Origin of the sequence: Nocardia shimofusensis NBRC 100134 (assembly GCF_001613125.1) — a bacterium.
In the GTDB taxonomy this organism is placed as follows: domain Bacteria; phylum Actinomycetota; class Actinomycetes; order Mycobacteriales; family Mycobacteriaceae; genus Nocardia; species Nocardia shimofusensis.
The window spans coordinates 388,856-408,356 of record NZ_BDBT01000001.1 but is presented as its reverse complement, the minus strand read 5'-3'; the positions used below and the strand labels follow the sequence as shown (position 1 = coordinate 408,356).

The window sequence follows — 19,501 nt, the reverse complement described above, 5'->3', positions numbered from 1 at the left end:
GCGACGCTGCCGGGCCCATCCTGCCGGTAGCCTCGGTGCGGATCAGCTGCATCGACGAGGAAGGGCTTGTCATGAGTCGACCGGTTCGGATCGGACTTCAGCTGCAGCCGCAGCACGCCCCCGACTACGGCCTCATCCGCGACGCGGTGCTGCGCGCCGAGGACGCGGGCGTGGACATCGTCTTCAACTGGGACCATTTCTATCCGCTCGCCGGCGACCCGGTCGGCGCGCACTTCGAATGCTGGACCATGCTCGGCGCTTTCGCCGAGCAGACCGAGCGCGTCGAGATCGGCGCGCTGGTGACCGGCGGCGGCTACCGCAATCCCGAACTGCTCGCCGACATGGCGCGCACCGTCGACCACATCAGCGGCGGCAGGCTCATCCTGGGCATCGGCGCGGGCTGGTTCAAGAAGGACTACGACGAATACGGCTACGAATTCGGCACCGCCGGAACTCGTTTGGCGCTGCTCAAAGAATATCTGCCGCGCCTTACCTCCCGGCTCGGCAAGCTGAATCCCCAGCCCATCCGCGACATTCCGATCCTCATCGGCGGCGGTGGTGAGCGCAAAACCCTGCGCTTGGTCGCCGAATACGCCGACATCTGGCACAGTTTCGCCGACCTGGACGCGCTGGCGCACAAGAACCGGGTCCTGGCCGAGCACGCCGCCGAGGTCGGCACCGACGAGAAGCGCATCGAGCGCTCGCTCCCGTGGCCCGGCCTCGACCAAGCGCAGGCATACCTCGACGCGGGCGTCACCCTCTTCACCGTCGGTTCGTCCGGCCCACGCTACGACCTCGAGGAATTGAAGACGGCGATCCGCTGGCGTGACGAGGTCAACCCGGTGGACGTGCGCGGAGGATCTTAGGAGTACCGACCGGGGCACGTGCCGATTCGGTCGCGGGTTTCGTCAGGTGTGGAAGGGTTCCGCAGTCGACCGGTCGGGGGCTCGGGAACTCACGCAGCGTCACAGCGGTGGATTCCCGCTCGGTGCGGGCACCGACGCGTCGATGAGCCCCTGCAGTGAATGGCGAGTGGCGACGAGCGCGGCGATCCGTGCGTCGTAGTCCCTGAGGTGTTCGACAAGGACGGGGACGGCGCAAGGTTCGATGCGGCCGGGCTCGTGGATGCAGTCGATCAGTTCACGGATCACACGGATGGGCAGGCCCGCGGCGAGGAGTTCGCGGATGTAGTGCACCTGTTCGACGGCGGTGCTCTCGAACAATCGCTGCCCGGTCGAGGATCGTTGCGCGGGAAGGAGTCCCTGGCTCTCGTAGTGGCGCAGCATCCGGGCGCTGGCACCGGTGCGAGCGGAGAGTTCCCCGATCCGGAGCAGACCGTCCGCGCTTGCCCTTGTCACTGGTGTCAACTCCTACGGTGCGAGCATGTCGATCTCCCATACGTACTTCAACGGTCAGCCTGCCACGGCAGACGACCTTGCTCCGCTGGCATTCGCGGGATACGCGCACTTCACTGCCATGCAGGTGCGGGATCGGGCGGTGCGCGGGCTCGATCTGCACCTCGACCGGCTGCGGGAGGCGAGCGACGAGCTCTTCGGCCGCCATCTGCCCGACGAACGGATCCGTGGGCTTCTTTCGTCCGCCGTCAGGTCCGCGCCGCCCGAGGTCTCCCTCACCTGCTTTCTCGGTTCGCGGCCCGGTGAGTTCATGCGGACCGATGGACCGGTGGAGATCGACGTCCTGATCCGAGTCACGGACCCGGCCGCGCCGCCGACCGGGCCTCTGACGCTCGATGTCGTCCCGCACGAGCGACACCTCCCGCATATCAAGCACGTGGGCGAGGTGGCGAAGACCCAGCTCCTGCGCCGCGCGAACGCACGGGGCTTCGACGACGCTGCGTTCACCGACGCCTCCGGGCATTTGAGCGAGGCGACGATCTGGAACATCGCGTTCTGGGACGGCAGGTCGGTGATCTGGCCCGAAGCTGCCGTTCTCCCCGGTATCACCATGCGGATCCTGAAACGGCGACTCGCCGCTCGCGGCGTCGACCAGCTCACGCGAGCGATCCGGGTACCGGACCTGAGTGAGGGACTCGCGGGCGTGGTGATGAACTCGTGGAGCCCGGGCATCCCGGTGGCGCGGATCGGCGAGCAGGCGCTCGGGGCGGCCGATGAGCTGGTGAGTCTCCTGCATCAGGCATACGCCTCGGAGCCACCCGTCGCCTTGTGAGCACGGGCGCCGCATAGTGGTGCGCGATCGTTCAGGTGGCGAAGGTGGCCAGGGCGGACCAGAGCAAGGGAGAGTGCTCGACAGCGCCGGTGGCGCGCCAGGCGTCGAGGTGGGCGCGCTGCCGGCTGTGCAGGGCGGCGAGCGGGTCGTCCTGATCGTGGGCGGCGTCGACGGCGCAGACGGTGTCCTGGAGGGGGAGGGCGTGGGTGGCGCCTGCGAGGCGCTGGACGGCCAGGTCGGTGGGCAGGGGCCAGCGGGTGGCGGTGACGAGTTCGGCGCCGCCGTGGATCATGGCGGCGACGAGGCCGAGAGACTCGGTGAAGCGCAGGTCGCCGCCGCTTTCGCAGGCGATCAGGGCGACACGGCTGGGGATCGGCCACAGGTCGGGGCCTGAGGCTGGGTCGGGGTGCAGGGTGTGGGTGCCGAGCAGGAGGTCCTTGGCGGAGAGGGGGCGGTGGGTGCGCTGGGGGGCGGCGAAGCCGGTGGTGTCGGCGGTGCAGGCGAGGTGGAGTTCGGCGTTCTCGCTCTGGCCGGACTCGGGGACGGCGGCGGTGACGTGGCCGACGTAGAGGAGGCGGGACGCGCCCGCGCGCAGGGTGTCCGAGAGCCAGGTGCGGTCGAGGTCGGTGCGGCGGAAGACCTGATAGGGGTTGTCGGCCTCGGGGCGAAGACGGTTCAGGGCAAGGTGTTCGGCGACCCGTTCGGTGAGCGGGGTGGGGGTGGTCAGGCGGCCCAGCACCGAGCCGAGGGCGGAGTCGGCGCGGAAGCCCGGGACGCGGGGGTCGAGGACGGCGACGACGGGCAGGTCGCGATCGGCGGCCCAGCTCCGGGGCGCGCGGGTGGGGGCGTGGACGATGCCGGAGGGGGCGAGCAGGCTGAGATCGGCGATGTCGAGCAGCCGCAGGGCGGGGTCGGGCGCGAGGATCTCCCACGGCACCTGGGCGACGCGCGGCGAGGGTTGTATACGCAGGTGCGGACGGATGCCGCGGGTGTGCAGGTCGTGCAGTTCCACGGCGAGCCCCTGTGGGATCAGTGCGCGGGAAAGCTGCTGGGCCAGAATGTGTTCGCGATCGGCGACCGCGAGATCGCCGGTGGTCAGGGATCGTTCGAGCGCTCCGGGGACCGCGGGATCGGGAAGTGCTTCGGCGAGTGCGCGTACGGCCGCGCCGACCGTCTCCCCGGGCAGGGCGGTCGCACCGCGGCGAGCGGGATCGTCCACCCTTCGCCAGGACATGTAGAGGTCGCCCGCGTCGGCCATGCGCACGATGATGGTGGGACGCGCGGTCATGCCGGGAGCACCTGACCGGTGCGGACGGGGCGGCCGTACTTCCGTTCTGCCGCCGCGATGTAGTCGGCCAGGGCGATGTGTCCGTCCGGGGCGAGAGCCAGGCGTGGCGGCGGGCTGACGGGGAGTCCGGCGGCCGCGGCCACATGTGCCAGCGCCGCGCCCAGATGCAGGGTGGGAGTGTCGTCGATGGGAGGGGTGACCTCCGGCTCGAGCGGTGTCAGCGGAAGCTCAAGGCGGCGTTGCGGTTCAGCGCGGGACATATCCAAGGTCGTTCCCGCGCATTGTGTTTCGATGAGGTCGGCGACGAGTGGTCCGTCGCCGCAGAGGGTGGCGAAGCGGAACGCCAGTCGCACGGCGGGGTCGGCGACCTCGCGGTTCCACTGTTCGCGCTGGTTGCCGTTGGGCAGGCTGTAGCGGACGGCGTCGATGGCGATGGCGGCGGGGGCGGCGAGGGCGCGGCCCAGGGCGAGCAGTCCGGGCGGCGGTTCGGCCATGTCGTCGACGACGACTTCCAGCAGGGCGGCGTGCCAGTAGTCCAGTTGGGCGCAGTGCAGGCCCAGGCCGTGGTCGGCGTAGGTGCGGTAGGCGGCGGCGAGCAGGTCCTGGCCCGCGCCGATGTCACCGTGGAGGTAGGCGAGGGTGGCCTGGCGGGTGCGCACGGCGGCGGCATCGACGACGGCGCCGGAGGATTCGAAGCAGTCCAGCGCGCGGCGGTAGAACTCGCCGGCGCGATCGAGGTCGTGGCGGCGTTCGTGGAGGAACCCGAGGTTTTTCAGGCCGACCCCGGCGCGGTAGGCGAAGCCGGCGCGTTCGAAGTGCTCCTGGCTGATTGTCAGCAGGTCTTCGGCCTCGTCGGGGCAGTTCAGCCGCAGCAGCAGGACTGCCAGGTTCTGCTGGGTTTCGGCGATGGCGTTGAGGTCTCCGGCCGCCTCGAAGGCCACCAGCGCCTGCCTGGCGAAGTCGATGCCGAGTTCGTGGCGACCGGTCTCGAAATACGCGCCCGCCAGATTCATCAGGGGATGACCGCTCGATTCGGGGGCGAAGCGGACGGCGGCGTCCAGCGACTCCGTGGCCAGCTCGATCACTCGCGTCCATTGCGAGCGGTGGAAGGCGACGGCGGTGAGCGAGAGCAGGCAGGCGACCCGCAGCGAGCCGAAGGTGTCCTCGCCCGCGATGAGTGCACGGGCTTGCTCGAGCGCGGCCTGGGCCTCGTCGAGCGCGCCGACGTGCTGCCAGGCCTGTGAACAGTTGATCAGCGCCGATGCGCGTTTCTGTGTGGCGTCGGCGGGGATCTCGGTCAGCGCCTCCCGGTAGCGGGTGATCGAGCCGTGGTGGTCGCCGAGTTCGTCGGCCATGGCGGCGGCGTTGATCAGCGCGCTGACCCGCACGCCGTCGGTGGTGGTGCGCGCCGCGTCCTCGAAGATGCGCAGCGCTTCGGCGACCTCGCCACGCTGGTAGGCGGCGGCGCCGGCATGCAGCAGCTCGAGACCAGGGGGATCGACGGGGGCATCCTGCGTCATGCCGGTAGTCCGCATCTTCTTCGGCTGTGGAGACCCAGGCGATGCCGCGGCGTCGGCAGCTCCGGGTCGCTTTCGTGCGACAGTTCGCGGCTCGGCGAACCGGCGCGCACAGCTCGGGCTGTCGCGCGAGTCCGAAACTTCGGTGGTGGAGTGGAATTCAGGGATTCGGTCGCTCCGAGCGGCCTGGTGTCGGCGCGCAGCGGGTTCGGGACAGAGGGATGTGCGGGCGTGTCGAGGGACATGTCAGAAATCCGAATCTTCCGCGGCCGCGGCGATCTCGGCGAGCAAGGGAGCGTCCTCTGCGTCGTCGGAGTCAGCGGCGCCGCTGGTGTCGGCGCTGCCGCTGGTGACAGCAGTCTCGCGGCTGTCGGCCGAGTCGCCCGTGGTGGGTTCGGCGGCGCGGCGCAGACGCTCGGCGGCCAGCGCGCGGATACGCCCCCGGGTTGCCGGTTCGACCGGATCGGCAGTGACCGGTCCGACGCCAGGTACGTACACCTCCACACGCGCAACGGCTTGCGCGCCGATCTCGGCCAGTCCCTGCCAGGTGTCGCCGAACAGCTCGAGTGCGATGTCGACGGTGCCCTCGCCGGTGTCGATCGCGGCGTGCGGTCGCAGGTAACCCGGAATCGCCGCAGTGATGCCGGGCGCCGCCACCGCACGCACCCGCACCGCCGTGAGACCGCCGGTGCGTGTCAATTCCCAGGAGACGGCCTGTTCGGAGGCGTCGACCAGGCCGGGCGGGCAGCGCCGCCAATCCCAGCCGCCGCTGCCGCGTGCGAAGGTCAACGCGCCGCGCTGGTCGCCGGCCGACTCGCCCGCCGCGAGGGCATAGTCCTCGGCGCGGGCCGAGGCCGGGACGGCGGCGAGTTCGCGGACCGGCGGCCTGGCGTCGTCGCCGTCGACGAGCAGGTCGCATTCCTCGGTGAGGGTCGCGATCTCCTCGTCGAGCAGGCGTTGGTCGAGGGCGGGGATGCCGTCGAGCGTGGAAGCGGGCCACCAGCGGGCGGCCCAGTGGGCATAGGCGAGTCGCCTTGCTGCCGTGGCTGTTTCGGGTAGGTGCGGGTCGGCGGAAAGTTCCACCGGCTCGGTGTGGTCGTTCAGCGCGACGGCCACCGATTCGCCGTAGATCGCCCACAGCCAGTCCTGGGCGGAGGTGGGATCGTGCAGGATCGCGGCGGGGAGCCGTTGCCCGGACAGCAGACTCCAGCTCAGGTGGCCGCCGACCACCTCGAGGACGGTGGTGTCCAGAGCGGGCGCGGGGTCGAGAACCGTCGGCGCGCCGGGTGGGGCGATGCTCCACAGATCCGGCTCGACGCGGCGGATGAGGACGGTGCCCGGCATCAGCTCGCCCTCGATTCACTCGTGTCGGCGATCGGTGCGAGAGCGGTGGCACTGAGCGCGTTCTTCACCCTGGTGCGGTGGTCGAGGATGACCGACCGGGCTACGCCGTCGAGCAGATCCCACAGCTCGTCCGGGGTGTCCATCGGCAGCCCGCGCACGTCTCTGCCGTGCAGTCGCACCCAGAGCCTGCGCAGGTAGGGACGCCACGGTGCGTGGAGTTCGGCGGCGATGAGGGGCAGCGGGTCGCGGTCGGGCGGTGCGTCCGCGATGGTGTGCACGGCCAGCCTGCGCGCTTGCAACACATAGGCTTCGCGCCGCCAGCGCGCGTTGACGACGCGGTGGGCGGCGGATTCGCCGGCTTTGCCGCCGGGGCTGTCGCCGTCGCGGTGGCTGTGGCTGTCGCTGTGGCCGTCGGCGTAGCCATGGCTGATGCTGTCGGCGTCGCGAGCCCTGGCCGAGGCGATCGGCGTGATCCGCGTGAGCTGCGGGCGGTCGAGCGGGGCCAAGCCGGTCGCAAGGATGGCGCCCACCGCCGCTGTCGCGCGCAGCGACTCGTCGAGCAGCGCCCACGGCGCGCAGCTGCGCGCGATCTCGTCGGTGACCAGGTCCGGGATGGTGGGCAGCTCGGCCCGCTCGGTCGATGCATGCAGGACGGTGAAGACGCGCTCGTGGATGCTGCGGTCCAGCGGCAGCGCCAAGGTGGCTGTGGCGGCTGAGGACCCGACCTCCGGGCGCGGCGGCAACACCTGTGCGGTGAGCCCCAGCTCCCGGCCGGAGCCGCGCGCGATCCGGCCGGGGTCTTCGGCGCTCCGATGCGGAATCACCGTGTCGTCGCCGTCGAAAACCGTGTACCACAGGGCGATTCCGGTGTGCGTGCCCACATTTCCCGCGACGGCCGCATCGAAAAGGTCCGTGGCCGAAGCCGTTCGATCACGGTGGGCGTCTCCGTCGCCGCGAGGGTGGCGCCCGTTCCCGCCGGTTGCGGTGCGACCCTCCACGGCGGCGTCGAGCAGGTCGCGCAACAGCGGCTCGTGGTCGGGCGCGGTGATCGGGCCGGGCCGGCGGGCCCACGCGGTCTCGATCAGCGCGCTCAGCCGGGCGGCGGTGGCGGGATCGGTGACGTGCTCCTTGAGCGCCTGTGTGGTGCGACCGGCGGCGAATTCGTGGATCTCGCGCAGCGTCGCCTCGGCGCGCAGCCGGTCCCTGTCCGGATCGGGATGTCCTCGGGTGACGGCCAATTCGAAGCAGCGCTGGAAGTACAGGTCCTGGGCATTGCCCTCGGTGATGCGCAGCGCCCGGCGCACCTGTTTGAGCAGGGTGAACCAGGCCGCGGTGGCGCGCAGCCGGTCCGCGGCGGCATGGACGCGGCCGGCGAGCAGGGTGGCGCCGTCGTCGGTGAGGATCGCGCCCGCGCACGTGGGATATTGCACCGGCCGGATGACCAGCGGATCGAGGATCAGTTTGACGGTGCGGCGCAACGGCCCGCCGTGCGGGCCGCTCAACGCCTCCACGCCGTCGAGTCCGCGCCACACCTCGTCGAGCACAAGGGCGCGGGGTCGTCGCATCCGCTCAGGCTAACGGGTCCGCCCCCAACGGGGGAGTGGCTGTCGTCGCAGCTCGGTGACCAGGGGCGATGCCGAGAAGTTGGGATCGGTAGGCGCGGCGGCGTTCCTACCTTTCTCTCAACGGCCCGGACATCGGAGGCCGCACCACTCCGGACAGACAGGAACGAACACCATGAGCACCGACAACAAGACCTTCCGCACCGTCGCTCTCGCCGCCTCTGCCGCCGCCCTCGCGCTGCTGGTCACCGCCTGCGGCGACGACGCCGAGACCACGGCTACCCCGCAGAACGGCCCCTCCGCCGCGCCGACGGCGCCGGCGAGCGGGTCCGCCGCCAGCGTCGACGGCAAGGTCCTCGAGGCCACCTTCGACACGACCTGTGCCAAGCAGGGCGACACCCTGGCCCTGGCGCTGACCGACAACGCCAACGGCGCCTACGGCCAGCTCTCGGTGAGCGCCACCATCACCGGCGACACGGTTCAGGCGGTCGGCATCGCAGGCACCAAGGGCGGGGCCTCGGGCGCCCCGTACGCGGTCGGCTACGGCAACGGTCAGCCCGGCGGCTCGGCGAAGCTGACCAAGGAGGGCAACACCTTCAAGGTGACCGGTGAGGGCGTGGGTGCGCTCGACCTCACCAACCCGCTGGCCGGTCCCAGCACCGCCACGTTCGACATCACCTTCGCCTGCTCGGACATCGTCGGCGCCTGAGTCGCGTACGGGTCCGAGCACCCGGCTCCCCGTCGTCGCGCATCCGCGTCCGCGACGACGGGGTGGCCAGGAACCCGGAACCACCGGTCCCCCACCACTGTCGAGGAGTCCCCCATGATCCGCGCCCTGCGCCTCGCCGTCGTTGTCGCCGCCGCCCTCGCGATCGGCGTCTACCTCTGGCACGGTCTCACCTACCAGCCCAGCTCGCCGTGGGAACCCGGCGTCGTCGCCTGGGCCAACGGCTATCTGGCCCTGCCGATCCTCGCGGTCGTCGCCGTGAGCATGGTCTTCGCCTTCACCTCGCTGCCAGGGCTGTTCGGCGGCGACCTGCTGTCGGCTCTCGCCGGCGGCAACACCGGCGAATTCCGCGACGCGCACCTCGGTATCGGCACCGTGCGGTCGATCGGCCGGACCGGCGTGCAGGTCAACGATCAGCCGATGGTCCACATCGATTTCAGCGTCGAGGGCGCGGACGGGAAGGTGTTCCCCGCCTCGGCGCGGATGGTCGTCCCGCTCACCGAGCTGTCGCTGCTGCGGCCGGGCGTGGTGCTGCCGGTTCGCTACCTGCCGCACCGGCCGGGCAAGGTCCAGGTCGATATGTCCGGCAACAGCGTCGCGGCGCAGCAGGTGATGAACCAGTCCATGCTCCGCAAGGGCTTCACCACCCAGGCCAAGCTCGACATCGCCGCGCGCGGTATCGCCGCCCAGGCGGTCGTGCAGTCGCTGTCGGTGCCCGGCGAGATCCGCGACGGCCACTCCAAGGTCGAGATCGGGCTGGTCGTCACCCGCCCGGACGGCAGCACCTTCACCACGCGGACGGACAAGTTCCTGCCGCCGGTCGCCGTCGCCAACGTCCAGGTGGGCCGGATCGTGCAGGTGCACTATCTGCCCGGCAACGAGCAAGAGGTGGTGCTGGCGGTCCCCGTCAACGCCTGAGAACCGGCCCGTGAGTGGACCACCCGAACGCTGTACCGAAGGCCCGGCGCACCCACGCCGGGCCTTCGCGTGTGCGGTCGTCGGGATCGACTTCGGGTGGTCGACGTGACCACCGGATATATTCCAAAGTTCTATGGAATATTCTTGGGCGATTCGCGAGGCGCGGCGATGCGCGCTTGTTCCTGCTGTCGGATGGAGAGCTCGACGTGCCACCCAGTGCCGCTGCCACCAGCTTCGACTCCACCCTGCCCGATGTCGCCGGAATACAGCGGCGCACCCTGCGGGTGCTGGTGGCTGCCCAGATTCTCAGCGGCGCGGGTCTGGCCGCGGGCGTCACGGTTGGGGCATTGCTCGCCCAGGACATGCTCGGCTCGACCGGGCTGGCCGGTCTGCCGAGTGCGTTGTTCACCGCCGGGTCCGCGGCCGCGGCGATCGCGGTGGGCCGGATTTCGCAGGCGCGTGGGCGCAGGCCGGGGCTTGCCGCCGGGTATCTCACCGGCGCGATCGGCAGCGTCGCTGTGATCGCCGCCGCGGTGCTGGACAACCCGGTTATGTTGTTCACGGCGTTGTTCGTCTACGGCGCGGGCACGGCCACCAACCTTCAAGCCCGTTATGCCGGAGCCGATTTGGCCGTTGCCTCGCATCGTGGCCGGGCGGTGTCGACCGTGCTGGTGGCGACCACTGTCGGTGGCGTGGTCGGCCCCAACCTCGCCGCCCCGGCCGGTGAGCTGGCCCGTGCGCTGGGAGTTCCGTATCTGGCCGGCCCGTTCATCCTCGCCACCGTCGCTTACGCCCTGGCGGCTGTTGTCCTCGCGGTGTGGTTGCGGCCGGACCCGCTCCAGCTGGCACGAACACTCGGCGCCGAGGACGCGCAATCCGTGGATCCGCGGACCGAACTCGACACGGACCCTTCAGGCGAAGATCACCGCGCCGGTGTCGCCGCGGGTGGCTTCGTGATGGCGGTGACCCAGCTGGTGATGGTCGCGATCATGACCATGACCCCCGTCCACATGCTCGCCCATGGACACGGCACGGCCGCGGCCGGTGCGGTGATCGCGATTCATGTCGGTGCCATGTATCTGCCTTCCCCGGTGACGGGTTGGCTGGTCGATCGCCTCGGCCGGTTGCCGGTCGCGGGCGCCTCGGGGGTCACGCTGCTGGCAGCCGGTCTGCTGGCTGCCGCGGCGCCCGCCGACTCGGTGCCGCTGCTCGCGGTGGCGCTGGCGTTGCTCGGGCTGGGGTGGAACCTGGGCTTGGTGGCGGGCACGGCGGTGATCACCGATACGGTGCCGTTGGCCACCCGCGCCAGAACCCAAGGCGCGGTGGATGTTTCCATCGCGATCGCCGGTGCGACCGGCGGAATGGGGTCGGGTTTGATGGTCGCCGCGACGAGCTATCCGATGCTGGCGCTGGCCGGTGGTGTGCTCGCGCTGGTCGTCGTCCCCGCCGCGGCGCTGTCCGGACGCCGAAAGCCCTGAGCGGGCAGGACAGGGCATTCGGCGGCGCCGTCAGGACTGCTTTTCGGCGGTCTCGGCGAACATTTCCAGCACGGTGCTCCAGCCGCCGCCGCGCTCGACGATGGTCTCCTGGATGGCCTTGCCGTCGACGAGGCGGTCGAGGTGGCGGTGTTCGAGGGTGACGGCGGTCTGCTCGGGACCGTCGGCGGTGAAGCGGACTTCGATCTCGCTGGCCCGGGCGGGGGCGGGATCGTATTCCCAGTGCCCGTTGATCTGCCAGGTGACCACCAGCCGGTGCGGAGGTTCCCACACCAGAACCCGGCCCCAATCGCATTCGGTGCCGTCGACGCCGCGCTCGTACCAGCGTCCACCCTCGCGCGGTTCCAGGATCGCCTCGGCCATCTCGGTCTTGCCGATGTGATAGGCGCTGGGCCACCACGCGCCGAAGGATTCGGTGAAGAACGTGAATGCCCGCGCCGGGGTCATCGCGACGGTGGCCTTGCCGTGCAGGACGGGGAGTTGCGGAGTGGTGCTCATGGTCGATTCTCCTGTTCGGTGTCGCCGGCCGCCTTCTCGGCGGCCTTCTGAAAAGCGGTCAGGGCGTCGTCCCAGATCTGCTGGAAGTACGCCTGGATCGCGGCGAGCCCCTCCGGATTGATCCGGTAGATACGCCGCGTGCCCTGTGCGGTGGACACCACGAGCCCACCCTTTTTGAGGATTTGCAGATGCTGCGAGACGGCCTGGCGGGTGATCGGCAGCGATTCGGCGAGCTCACCGACCGACGAGGGCCGTCGGGCCAGGCGTTCGAAGATCGCCTTGCGGTTCGGATCGCCCAGGATCGCCAGATCCACATCTCTGAAAGCATCCACTTGCGTAAGTATGCGCTTTCAGACTCTGTCTCGCAAGGCCTCACGCCGACGAATCGCTGCCCTCGGCATGCGATCACACGACGAGGGCAGGGCGGTGTCCGGTCCGGTCAGGGTGGCTATCGGCCTGCGGGAGGGTGGGTTTCGTACATGCGGATGCCGACAGCGAGCGCGGAGACCGCGCTGACCATCGCTGCGGCCCACACCGCGGCGTGCAGACCGAGCAGGTCGGCGACGATGCCGCCGAGGATCGCGCCGACGGCGTAGCCGAGGTCGCGCCAGACGCGGTAGACCCCGACCGCGCGGCCGCGCCAGAGCGGGTGGGCGACATCACCGATCACCGCGAGCAGGGTCGGATAGACCATCGCCGTTCCGGCACCCAGTGCGATCGCGCCGATCGCCCATCCGGTGAAGCCGTTCGAGGCGGCGATCACGGCCAGGGCGGTGGCCTGGATGGTCATGCCCGCGACGATGAGGTATTTGCGTCCCCACCGGTCCGAGAGCGCCCCCGTGATCAGCTGCCCGGCGCCCCAGACACCGGGGTACAGGGCGAACAGCAGTCCGATCTGGCCGACGCCGAGGTCGGCGGTGGCGAACAACAGGGGGAACAGGCCCCAGGACAGGCCGAAGTTGAGGTTGTTGACCAGTCCGGCATGGCTGGCCGAGGACAGGGCCGGTTCGGTCAGGCTGGTCGCCACGGCGATCTGGCGGTCGCTGAGATCCGCGTGCAAGTGGTCGTGCAGACCGTCGGCGCGGCGGGTGTGCCCGGCGGCTTCCAGATGGGCGTGGCCGCGGGTTTCGCGGACGAAGATGCCCGAGATCGCCAGGGCCAGCGCGGTGTAGGCCAGGCCGAGCAGGAACGGCGCGGGGCGCAGGCCGAAGTGCTCGGCGAGGTAGCCCGCCAGCAGCGAGCTGATCGCCACCGCGCCGTAGCCCGCGGCCTCGTTGAGGCCCATGGCCAGCCCGCGCCGGGTGGGGCCGACGAGGTCGATCTTCATCACGACAGTGGTCGACCAGGTCAGGCCCTGGTTGATGCCGAGCAGCACGTTGGCCGCCACGACCCAGCCCCAGTTCGGCGCGACGATGAGCATCAGTGGCACCGGAACCGCGAACAGCCAGCCCACCAGCAGGACCGGTTTGCGGCCGTAGCGGTCGGAGAAGGTCCCGGCGAAGTAGTTGGCGATCGCCTTGGTGATCCCGAAGGCGGCGACGTAGGTGAAGATGAAGGTGAAGATGAAGGTGTAGCCGGTGAGCCCGAACTCGGACTCCGCCAGCAATGGCAGCACGGTCTGCTGCTGACCGACCATCCCGCCGACCAGGGCGTTGACGGCGACCAGAAGAGCGAACTGCGCGGCATTCTCCCGCAGCCCCAGGACCGGGGTCCGCGCGTTCGCGCGCACGCTCATGATCCGGCCCGCAGATCCTGGCCGAGCGCGGCGGCGTAGTCCGCGGGTGAGCCCTCCAGTACCCGGAGGCCGGTACGGCCGCCGCGTTCCAGGATGCTCGCCGCGGTCATGGCGCGCTCACCGTGTCCGCACATCACCGCCACGGGCCCGGCCGGAACATCGACCAGATGTCGATCGAGAGTGCCCAATTCGATATGGCGGGCGGCGGCAACGTGTCCGGCGGCGTACTCGCCGTGCTGACGGATGTCGAGCACGGTCGGCGCGGGGTGTGCGGCCAAGTGGCCGGCGTCGAGCAGATCCGTGGTTTCGACCGGCCCGTTCCAGGCCGCCATCCCGCCGTCGAGTTCTCCCGCCAGGGTGTCGAAGCCGACTTTCGCCGCCTCCCACACGATGTCGTCGCCATCCTGGCCTGCGTCGCGGACGACGATCAGCGGCCGGTCGGGGTCGGCCAGCCAGCCCAGCCAGGTCGCGAACACCGGACGCAGGGTGATCGCCAGCGCCCCGGAGATGTGCCCGGCCGCGTAGTCGGCAGCCTCGCGCACATCGACGACCTGGGCGCCGTCGGCGATCAGATCGGCCACCCGGTCGCCGGTCAGCGGCGTCAGGTCCGGGGTCGCGCCGAGGACGGCCGGGCCCTTGTGGTTGATCTCGCCCAACCGCAGGAAGTAGTCGGGAAAGGTGCCGAGCGAGGCGAGCAGGGCCTCGACGAAAGCGTCTTCGCCGTCGACCTGCAGCAGCGGGTTGGTGGCACGCTCCTTGCCGATGGTGCTGACCCGCTCGGTGCCGGTGGCCGCCGAGCAGAACGAACCCGCGCCGTGGGTCGGCCAGACCGGGGTGTCGTCAGGCAGTTCCATCAGCCGCCGCAACGAGTGGTACTGCGCCCGCGCGAGCGGGACCGTCTGGTCCGGGCCGACCAGATCGGTGCGGCCCGCGGTGCCCACCATCAGCGATCCGCCGGTGAACACACCTGTGAGGCGGCCGCCGTCCTTCAGGAGGTAGGACAGATGCTCCGGGGAGTGCCCCGGGGTGGTCAGCGCTTCGAGGACGAACCGGCCGATCGTGACGGTCTGCCCGTCGCCGAGCGTGGTGACGTCGAACCCGCGCGGGCCGACCTCGGGCGCGATGACGGTGGCCCCTTCGGTCTCGGACAGTTCCCGCACCCCGGAGATGAAGTCCGCGTGCAGATGGGTCTCCACCGCGTAGGCGATCTGCAGCCCGCGGCGCCGCGCTTCGGCTCGCACCTGGCGCACATCGCGCTCGGGATCGAGAACCAGCGCGCGACCGTCACCGAGATCGAGCAGATACGTGGAGTTACCCAATCCCTCGTCGACGACGGGGACCAGGGTGAAGTCGGTCGGCATCGCAGTACTCCTGGGTCGCGCGGGTGGGCGGGCAAGACGTTGTTCCGCTTTCCGGTTATTCCAATAAACCATGGAATACAGTAGAAGAGTATTCCATGGTTTTATGGAAGACAATGATCGGAGGAATCATGGGTGGTGATCGGCACGCCGCGAAGGCGGCCCTGTACGAGGCATTCGCCGCCAGCGGCAAGGCGCTGGCCAGCGCCAAGCGGCTCGAGCTGCTGGACCTGCTCGCCCAGGGCGAGCGGACCGTGGAATCCCTGGCCTCCGCCGCGGGCCTGAACCTCACGACGGCCTCGGCGCACCTGCAGACACTCAAGCAGGCCGGGTTCGTCGCCACCCGCCGCGAAGGCGTCCGGATCCACTACCGCCTGGCCGGGCAGGACGTGGCCCAGTTGTTCGCGTTGTTGCGCAAGGTTGCCGAAGCCCACCAGCCCGCCGTCGCGCCCGCCCGCGAGCACTATCTCGGCCCGGAGGCCGGGCAGGAGATGACGCGGGAGGAACTGCTCGCCCGCGCGGAATCCGGATCGGTCGTGGTGCTCGACGTGCGGCCCGCACCCGAATACGCCGCGGGCCATATCCCGGCCGCGGTCAACATCCCCGTCGACCAGCTCGCCGACCGGATCACCGAACTGCCCGACGACCACGAGATCGTCGTCTACTGCCGCGGCGAATACTGCGTGCTGGCCTACGACGCCGTGCGGATGCTCACCGACCACGGTCGACACGCGATCCGCCTGCACGACGGCATGCTCGAGTGGCGTCTGGCCGACCTGCCGCTCGCCACCGTCCCGGTCTGACACCGCGACTGCACGCACAGCGGGGTGGTCGGCCTCGACCGGCCGTGCTCAGCCGCTCAGCCGCACGGACCGGGCGTGGTCCGCCCCGGCCGGCCACGCGCGCTCACCCGTCCAGCGCCGCCGCCTTGTCCTCCAGCACCGTGCGTTGCGCCGCATTGCCGCACAGTCGCGCCGCCTCGAGGTATTCCGCTCGCGCTTGTTCGCCGCGTCCGGAGCGGGCGAGCAGTTCGCCGCGCACAGCGGGCACCAGGTGGGAGCCGGGCAGCTCGATACCTTCGATCAGTTCCAGCGCCGCCTCCGGCCCCGACAGCATCGCGACCGCGACCGCCCGGTTGAGCTCGAGGACCGGCCAGGGCGTGGCCCGCACGAGCGCGTCGTAGACGGCGACGATCCGCGCCCAATCGGTCTCCTCGACCGAGGCCGCCCGCGCGTGACAGGCCGCGATGTCGGCCTGCGCGGCATACGGCCCGAGCCCGCGCTGGCTGCTCGCCCGCTCCAGCGCGGCCAGGCCACGGCGGATCGCGGCCCGATCCCAGCGCGTGCGATCCTGGTCCTCCAGCAGCACCGGCCTGCCCTCGCCGTCCAGCCGGGCCGGGAAGCGCGCCGCCGTCAGTTCCATCAGCGCGAGCAGACCGAACACCTCGGGTTCGGGCGCGAGCCGGGACAGCACCCGGCCCAGACGCAGTGCCTCCCCGGCCAATTCGGTGCGCAGCCAGGCCTCGCCGCCCGACGCCGAGGAGCCCTCGGTGAAGATCAGGTAGATCACCTGCAGCACCGAACCCAGCCGCTCCCGCCGCTGCCGGGCATCGGGTACCTCGAACTGCACCCCGGCCGCCGTCAGCGCCTTCTTGGCCCGGGTGATGCGCGCCTGCACGGTGGACACCGGGACGAAGAACGATCGCGCGATCTCCTGGCTGGTGAGACCGCCGACCACCCGCAGCGTCATGGCGATCCGGGCCTCTTTGCCCAGAACGGGATGGCAGGCGACGAACATCAGCGCCAGCACGTCGTCGTCGATGTGCTCGGGATCGAAGAGTTCGTTCTCGACGGATTCGTCCAGATTCCTGGCCAGCTCGGCGTATTTGGCGTCCAGTGCGGCGCGCCGCCGGAAACCGTCGACGGCCCGGCGGCGGCCCACAGTCAGCAGCCACGAAATGGGTTCCCGCGGCACCCCGTCCACCGACCAGGAGACCAGCGCTTCGGCCAGGGCCTCCTGGGCCAGGTCCTCGGCGAGCTCGACGTCGCCGGTGTAGCGGGCGAGCCCGCCGACGATCCGGGCGGACTCGCCGCGCCATACCGCCTCGACAGTGCGGCGGACGGTCCCCGAGGTCACAGCTGGCCGGTCTCCTCGCGCCAGGCGCGCTCCTTGGCGATCCACTCGTTGTCCTGCGGGAACTCGTCGATCGTCGGGATGCGCCGGATCTCGACCTTGCTGCCCGCCTGGTTCGGCGCCCGCTTGGCCCACTCGATCGCCTCCTCCTTGGAGGCGACGTCGAGGATGTAGTAGCCGGTGAACAGTTCCTTGGTCTCGCCGTAGGGGCCGTCGGTGATCACCGGATCGTCGCCGGTGAAGTCGATGACCACGCCCTCGGCGGGATCGTCGAGCCCCTCGGCGGCGAGCAGGACGCCCGCCCGGATCAGTTCGTCGTTGTACCGGCCGACCTTGTCCAGCATCTCCTCGAACGGGGTCTCGGTCATCGCGGCGAGGGCGGCATCGGTCGGCCGCCAGATCAGCATGTACTTGCTCATGGTGTGCTCCTCGTATCGCGGGCCCCTCCGGCCCTCTCACCACAAGGTCGAACGGGGAGGCCGCCGGATCGACACGTCGCCGGAGATTTCTCCGGAGATTTCTCGGAACGCTGTCCGGTCCACCCTAGCCACGCGCCGGGTGCGGAAGGGGCGCGACGGCCGGGCGCGAGGCGTTGTCCGGGTGTTCACCGCGGTGTCGCCTGCGACTCGTCTACGGCGTTTAGCGTGCGCGAACAGCCCTAGTCAGGAGTGATCGTGAAGCCTCTTGCCCTGTTCGTCACCCACGACGGACGTTCGTCCCGGTCTCGGGTGACGTGCGAATACAAGTGCGCCAACGCCTGTTTCCACGAAGTTCCCAACACCTCCGCCAACGCCTACTTCGGCGACATCGTCGCCTCGCTGAACCGGCGCGGACTGCTCAAGGGCAGCGCGGCGGCCGTGCTGGCCGTGGGTGCTGCCAGTGCGCTGGCGGCCTGCGGCGACGACGAATCCGCGGGAGGCGGCGGGGCAGACGGCGAGACCGTCCCCGGCACCGGCTTCACCGCGGTCGCGCCGAACACCGAGGACGCTGTCGTCGTCCCCGAGGGCTACGAGCAGGGCGTCGTCATCCGCTGGGGCGATCCGGTGCTGCCCGACGCCCCGGCGTTCGACTTCGACAACCAGACCGCCGAGGCGCAGAGCAAGCAGTTCGGCTTCAACAACGACTTCGCCGCGCTGCTGCCGATCGAGGGCGAGGTGAACAGGTACCTGCTGGTGGTCAATCACGAGTACACCACCGGTCCGAACATGTTCCGCGGCTACAACCCCGACGCGCCCACCGACGAGCAGATCGCCGTCACGCTGATGGCGCACGGCCTGAGCGTCGTCGAGGTCGAGGGGGAATCCGGCTCCGGGGCGCTGAAGCCGGCGTTCGGCAAGTACAACCGCCGCATCACCGTGAAGAACGAATTCACCCTGGTGGGCCCGGCCGCGGGCAGCGACCTGGTGAAGACCTCCGCCGACCCGGCCGGCACCAAGGTGCTCGGCACGGTCAACAACTGCGCGGGCGGCGTGACCCCGTGGGGCACCGTGCTTTCCGGTGAAGAGAACTTCAACGGCTATTTCGCCAACGCCGACAAGGTGACCGGTGAGCGCCCTGCCGCGGCGCTGAAGCGCTACGGCTTCGCCGAGGGCGCCACCCTCAACAAGTGGGAGCGCGCCGACAAGCGTTTCGACCTGGCGCAGGAACCCAACGAGGCCAACCGGTTCGGCTATGTGGTCGAGGTCGATCCGTGGGATCCGAACTCGGTGCCGGTCAAGCACACCGCGATGGGCAGGCTCAAGCACGAGGGCGCCACCATCCACGTCACCGGCGACGGCACCGTGGTCTCCTACACCGGCGACGACGAGCGCTTCGACTACATGTACAAGTTCGTGTCCTCCCGCAAGATCCAGCCGGGCACCGGCGCCGCGAGCCGCCGCGCCAATATGACCATCCTGGACGCGGGCACCCTCTACGTCGCCCAGCTGACCGGCGACCACGCCGACAAGATCGACGGCTCCGGCGCCGTGCCCTCCGACCAGGGCTTCACCGGCAAGGGCCGGTGGATTCCCCTGCTCGAGACCGGCGCGGACGGCAAAGGCAAGTCGCTGGTCGAGGGCTTCACCGCCGAAGAGGTGGCGGTCTACACCCGGCTGGCGGCGGACAAGGCCGGCGCGACCAAGATGGACCGGCCGGAGGACTTCGAGGCCAACCCGGTGACCGGCAAGGTCTACGTCGCGCTGACCAACAACAGCAAGCGCGGCGAGGAGGGCAAAGCCGCCGCCGACGAAGCCAATCCGCGCAATTTGAACAAGAACGGTCAGGTCCTCGAGATCGACGACGACCACACGGGCACCGAGTTCACCTGGTCGCTGCTGCTGGTCTGCGGTGACCCGGCCGCCGCCGACACCTACTTCGGCGGTTTCGACAAGAGCAAGGTCAGCCCGATCTCCTGCCCGGACAACCTGGCCTTCGACCCGTACGGCAACCTGTGGATCTCCACCGACGGCAACGCGCTGAAGTCCAACGACGGGCTGTTCTCGGTCGTTCTGGACGGCCCGAACCGCGGTGAGACCAAGCAGTTCCTCACCGTGCCCAAGGCGGCCGAGACCTGCGGCCCGATCGTCACCGAGTCACGGGTGATCGTCTGCGTGCAGCATCCGGGCGAGGACGACGACGCGACCGCGGACAACCCGATCTCGCACTGGCCCGAGGGCGGCAGCGCGCAGCCGCGACCCGCGGTCGTGGCGGTGTGGCGTTCCGGCGGCGGCCGGATCGGCGCCTGATCGAGAGTTCGG

General features: G+C 70.2%; 18 protein-coding genes. 7 read left to right on the top strand and 11 right to left on the bottom strand.

Annotated elements, in window-relative coordinates; translation table 11 throughout:
• Positions 1 to 71 precede the first annotated feature (71 nt).
• The gene (locus NS3_RS01895; RefSeq protein WP_067852609.1) at positions 72 to 866 is read left to right on the top strand and encodes an LLM class F420-dependent oxidoreductase; all 795 of its coding nucleotides are present in this window, start codon (positions 72 to 74) and stop codon (positions 864 to 866) included.
• Positions 867 to 965: 99 nt separating this feature from the next.
• Here NS3_RS01895 and NS3_RS01890 read toward each other — a convergent pair whose 3' ends face one another.
• Positions 966 to 1,358 carry a MerR family transcriptional regulator gene (locus NS3_RS01890; protein WP_218018179.1) on the bottom strand — a complete coding sequence of 131 codons (393 nt, stop codon included), beginning with the start codon at positions 1,356 to 1,358 and terminating at the stop codon, positions 966 to 968.
• A 25-nt stretch (positions 1,359 to 1,383) separates the two neighbouring features.
• On the opposite strand from NS3_RS01890, the gene NS3_RS01885 reads away from it, so the two are divergent.
• Entirely contained in the window at positions 1,384 to 2,187 is an 804-nt protein-coding gene (locus tag NS3_RS01885) for an aminotransferase class IV family protein (RefSeq protein WP_067852607.1), read from the top strand.
• A 31-nt stretch (positions 2,188 to 2,218) separates the two neighbouring features.
• Here the strand turns inward: NS3_RS01885 and NS3_RS01880 are convergent, their stop codons facing one another.
• The 4 genes from NS3_RS01880 to NS3_RS01865 all read right to left on the bottom strand — a co-directional run bounded on the left by NS3_RS01880 (position 2,219) and on the right by NS3_RS01865 (position 7,901).
• Positions 2,219 to 3,475, bottom strand: coding sequence for a CHAT domain-containing protein (locus NS3_RS01880; RefSeq protein WP_067852605.1), 1,257 nt, complete (start codon positions 3,473 to 3,475; stop codon positions 2,219 to 2,221).
• Positions 3,472 to 4,995 (bottom strand): tetratricopeptide repeat protein, encoded by a 1,524-nt coding sequence (locus NS3_RS01875; protein ID WP_067852603.1) that lies wholly within the window; start codon positions 4,993 to 4,995, stop codon positions 3,472 to 3,474. Before NS3_RS01875 ends, NS3_RS01880 begins: the two co-directional genes overlap by 4 nt.
• A 243-nt stretch (positions 4,996 to 5,238) precedes the next feature.
• Positions 5,239 to 6,336, bottom strand: a complete 1,098-nt coding sequence (locus NS3_RS01870) for a hypothetical protein (RefSeq protein WP_174550415.1) — start codon at positions 6,334 to 6,336, stop codon at positions 5,239 to 5,241.
• Complete coding sequence (locus NS3_RS01865) at positions 6,336 to 7,901, bottom strand: hypothetical protein (RefSeq protein ID WP_067852600.1); 1,566 nt, start codon at positions 7,899 to 7,901, stop codon at positions 6,336 to 6,338. Before NS3_RS01865 ends, NS3_RS01870 begins: the two co-directional genes overlap by 1 nt.
• Before the next feature lie 172 nt (positions 7,902 to 8,073).
• Between NS3_RS01865 and NS3_RS01860 the strand changes: the two genes are divergently transcribed.
• The 3 genes from NS3_RS01860 (at position 8,074) to NS3_RS01850 (ending at position 11,021) form a co-directional block, all read left to right on the top strand.
• Entirely contained in the window at positions 8,074 to 8,607 is a 534-nt protein-coding gene (locus tag NS3_RS01860; RefSeq protein WP_067852598.1) for a lipoprotein LpqH, read from the top strand.
• A 114-nt stretch (positions 8,608 to 8,721) separates the two neighbouring features.
• Positions 8,722 to 9,543 (top strand): hypothetical protein, encoded by an 822-nt coding sequence (locus NS3_RS01855; protein ID WP_067852597.1) that lies wholly within the window; start codon positions 8,722 to 8,724, stop codon positions 9,541 to 9,543.
• A 206-nt stretch (positions 9,544 to 9,749) separates the two neighbouring features.
• Entirely contained in the window at positions 9,750 to 11,021 is a 1,272-nt protein-coding gene (locus NS3_RS01850; RefSeq protein ID WP_067852791.1) for an MFS transporter, read from the top strand.
• 30 nt (positions 11,022 to 11,051) lie between these two features.
• Here the strand turns inward: NS3_RS01850 and NS3_RS01845 are convergent, their stop codons facing one another.
• The 4 genes from NS3_RS01845 to NS3_RS01830 all read right to left on the bottom strand — a co-directional run bounded on the left by NS3_RS01845 (position 11,052) and on the right by NS3_RS01830 (position 14,633).
• Positions 11,052 to 11,537, bottom strand: a complete 486-nt coding sequence (locus NS3_RS01845) for an SRPBCC family protein (RefSeq protein ID WP_067852595.1) — start codon at positions 11,535 to 11,537, stop codon at positions 11,052 to 11,054.
• The gene (locus tag NS3_RS01840; protein WP_245649409.1) at positions 11,534 to 11,851 is read right to left on the bottom strand and encodes an ArsR/SmtB family transcription factor; all 318 of its coding nucleotides are present in this window, start codon (positions 11,849 to 11,851) and stop codon (positions 11,534 to 11,536) included. The genes NS3_RS01845 and NS3_RS01840 overlap by 4 nt, the downstream gene beginning before the upstream one ends.
• Positions 11,852 to 11,985: 134 nt before the next feature.
• Positions 11,986 to 13,272: an MFS transporter gene (locus NS3_RS01835; RefSeq protein WP_067852591.1), complete on the bottom strand. Its 1,287-nt coding sequence runs from the start codon at positions 13,270 to 13,272 to the stop codon at positions 11,986 to 11,988.
• Positions 13,269 to 14,633: an MBL fold metallo-hydrolase gene (locus tag NS3_RS01830; protein WP_067852589.1), complete on the bottom strand. Its 1,365-nt coding sequence runs from the start codon at positions 14,631 to 14,633 to the stop codon at positions 13,269 to 13,271. The genes NS3_RS01835 and NS3_RS01830 overlap by 4 nt, the downstream gene beginning before the upstream one ends.
• A 113-nt stretch (positions 14,634 to 14,746) precedes the next feature.
• Between NS3_RS01830 and NS3_RS01825 the strand changes: the two genes are divergently transcribed.
• Positions 14,747 to 15,433 (top strand): ArsR/SmtB family transcription factor, encoded by a 687-nt coding sequence (locus NS3_RS01825; protein WP_245649408.1) that lies wholly within the window; start codon positions 14,747 to 14,749, stop codon positions 15,431 to 15,433.
• Positions 15,434 to 15,536: 103 nt separating this feature from the next.
• On the opposite strand, the gene NS3_RS01820 is transcribed toward NS3_RS01825, so the two are convergent.
• Positions 15,537 to 16,790 (bottom strand): RNA polymerase sigma factor, encoded by a 1,254-nt coding sequence (locus NS3_RS01820; protein WP_373865270.1) that lies wholly within the window; start codon positions 16,788 to 16,790, stop codon positions 15,537 to 15,539.
• Positions 16,763 to 17,182, bottom strand: a complete 420-nt coding sequence (locus NS3_RS01815) for a YciI family protein (protein ID WP_067852583.1) — start codon at positions 17,180 to 17,182, stop codon at positions 16,763 to 16,765. Before NS3_RS01815 ends, NS3_RS01820 begins: the two co-directional genes overlap by 28 nt.
• A gap of 249 nt (positions 17,183 to 17,431) precedes the next feature.
• On the opposite strand from NS3_RS01815, the gene NS3_RS01810 reads away from it, so the two are divergent.
• Positions 17,432 to 19,489, top strand: a complete 2,058-nt coding sequence (locus NS3_RS01810; RefSeq protein WP_067852581.1) for a PhoX family protein — start codon at positions 17,432 to 17,434, stop codon at positions 19,487 to 19,489.
• The last annotated feature ends 12 nt before the right edge of the window (positions 19,490 to 19,501 follow it).

Coding starts and splice junctions, on each gene's coding strand:
- NS3_RS01895 (WP_067852609.1), top strand. CDS start 72: ATGAGTCGACCGGTTCGGATCGGACTTCAGCTGCAGCCGCAGCACGCC.
- NS3_RS01885 (WP_067852607.1), top strand. CDS start 1,384: ATGTCGATCTCCCATACGTACTTCAACGGTCAGCCTGCCACGGCAGAC.
- NS3_RS01880 (WP_067852605.1), bottom strand. CDS start 3,475: ATGACCGCGCGTCCCACCATCATCGTGCGCATGGCCGACGCGGGCGAC.
- NS3_RS01875 (WP_067852603.1), bottom strand. CDS start 4,995: ATGACGCAGGATGCCCCCGTCGATCCCCCTGGTCTCGAGCTGCTGCAT.
- NS3_RS01870 (WP_174550415.1), bottom strand. CDS start 6,336: ATGCCGGGCACCGTCCTCATCCGCCGCGTCGAGCCGGATCTGTGGAGC.
- NS3_RS01865 (WP_067852600.1), bottom strand. CDS start 7,901: ATGCGACGACCCCGCGCCCTTGTGCTCGACGAGGTGTGGCGCGGACTC.
- NS3_RS01860 (WP_067852598.1), top strand. CDS start 8,074: ATGAGCACCGACAACAAGACCTTCCGCACCGTCGCTCTCGCCGCCTCT.
- NS3_RS01855 (WP_067852597.1), top strand. CDS start 8,722: ATGATCCGCGCCCTGCGCCTCGCCGTCGTTGTCGCCGCCGCCCTCGCG.
- NS3_RS01845 (WP_067852595.1), bottom strand. CDS start 11,537: ATGAGCACCACTCCGCAACTCCCCGTCCTGCACGGCAAGGCCACCGTC.
- NS3_RS01835 (WP_067852591.1), bottom strand. CDS start 13,272: ATGAGCGTGCGCGCGAACGCGCGGACCCCGGTCCTGGGGCTGCGGGAG.
- NS3_RS01830 (WP_067852589.1), bottom strand. CDS start 14,633: ATGCCGACCGACTTCACCCTGGTCCCCGTCGTCGACGAGGGATTGGGT.
- NS3_RS01825 (WP_245649408.1), top strand. CDS start 14,747: ATGATCGGAGGAATCATGGGTGGTGATCGGCACGCCGCGAAGGCGGCC.
- NS3_RS01815 (WP_067852583.1), bottom strand. CDS start 17,182: ATGAGCAAGTACATGCTGATCTGGCGGCCGACCGATGCCGCCCTCGCC.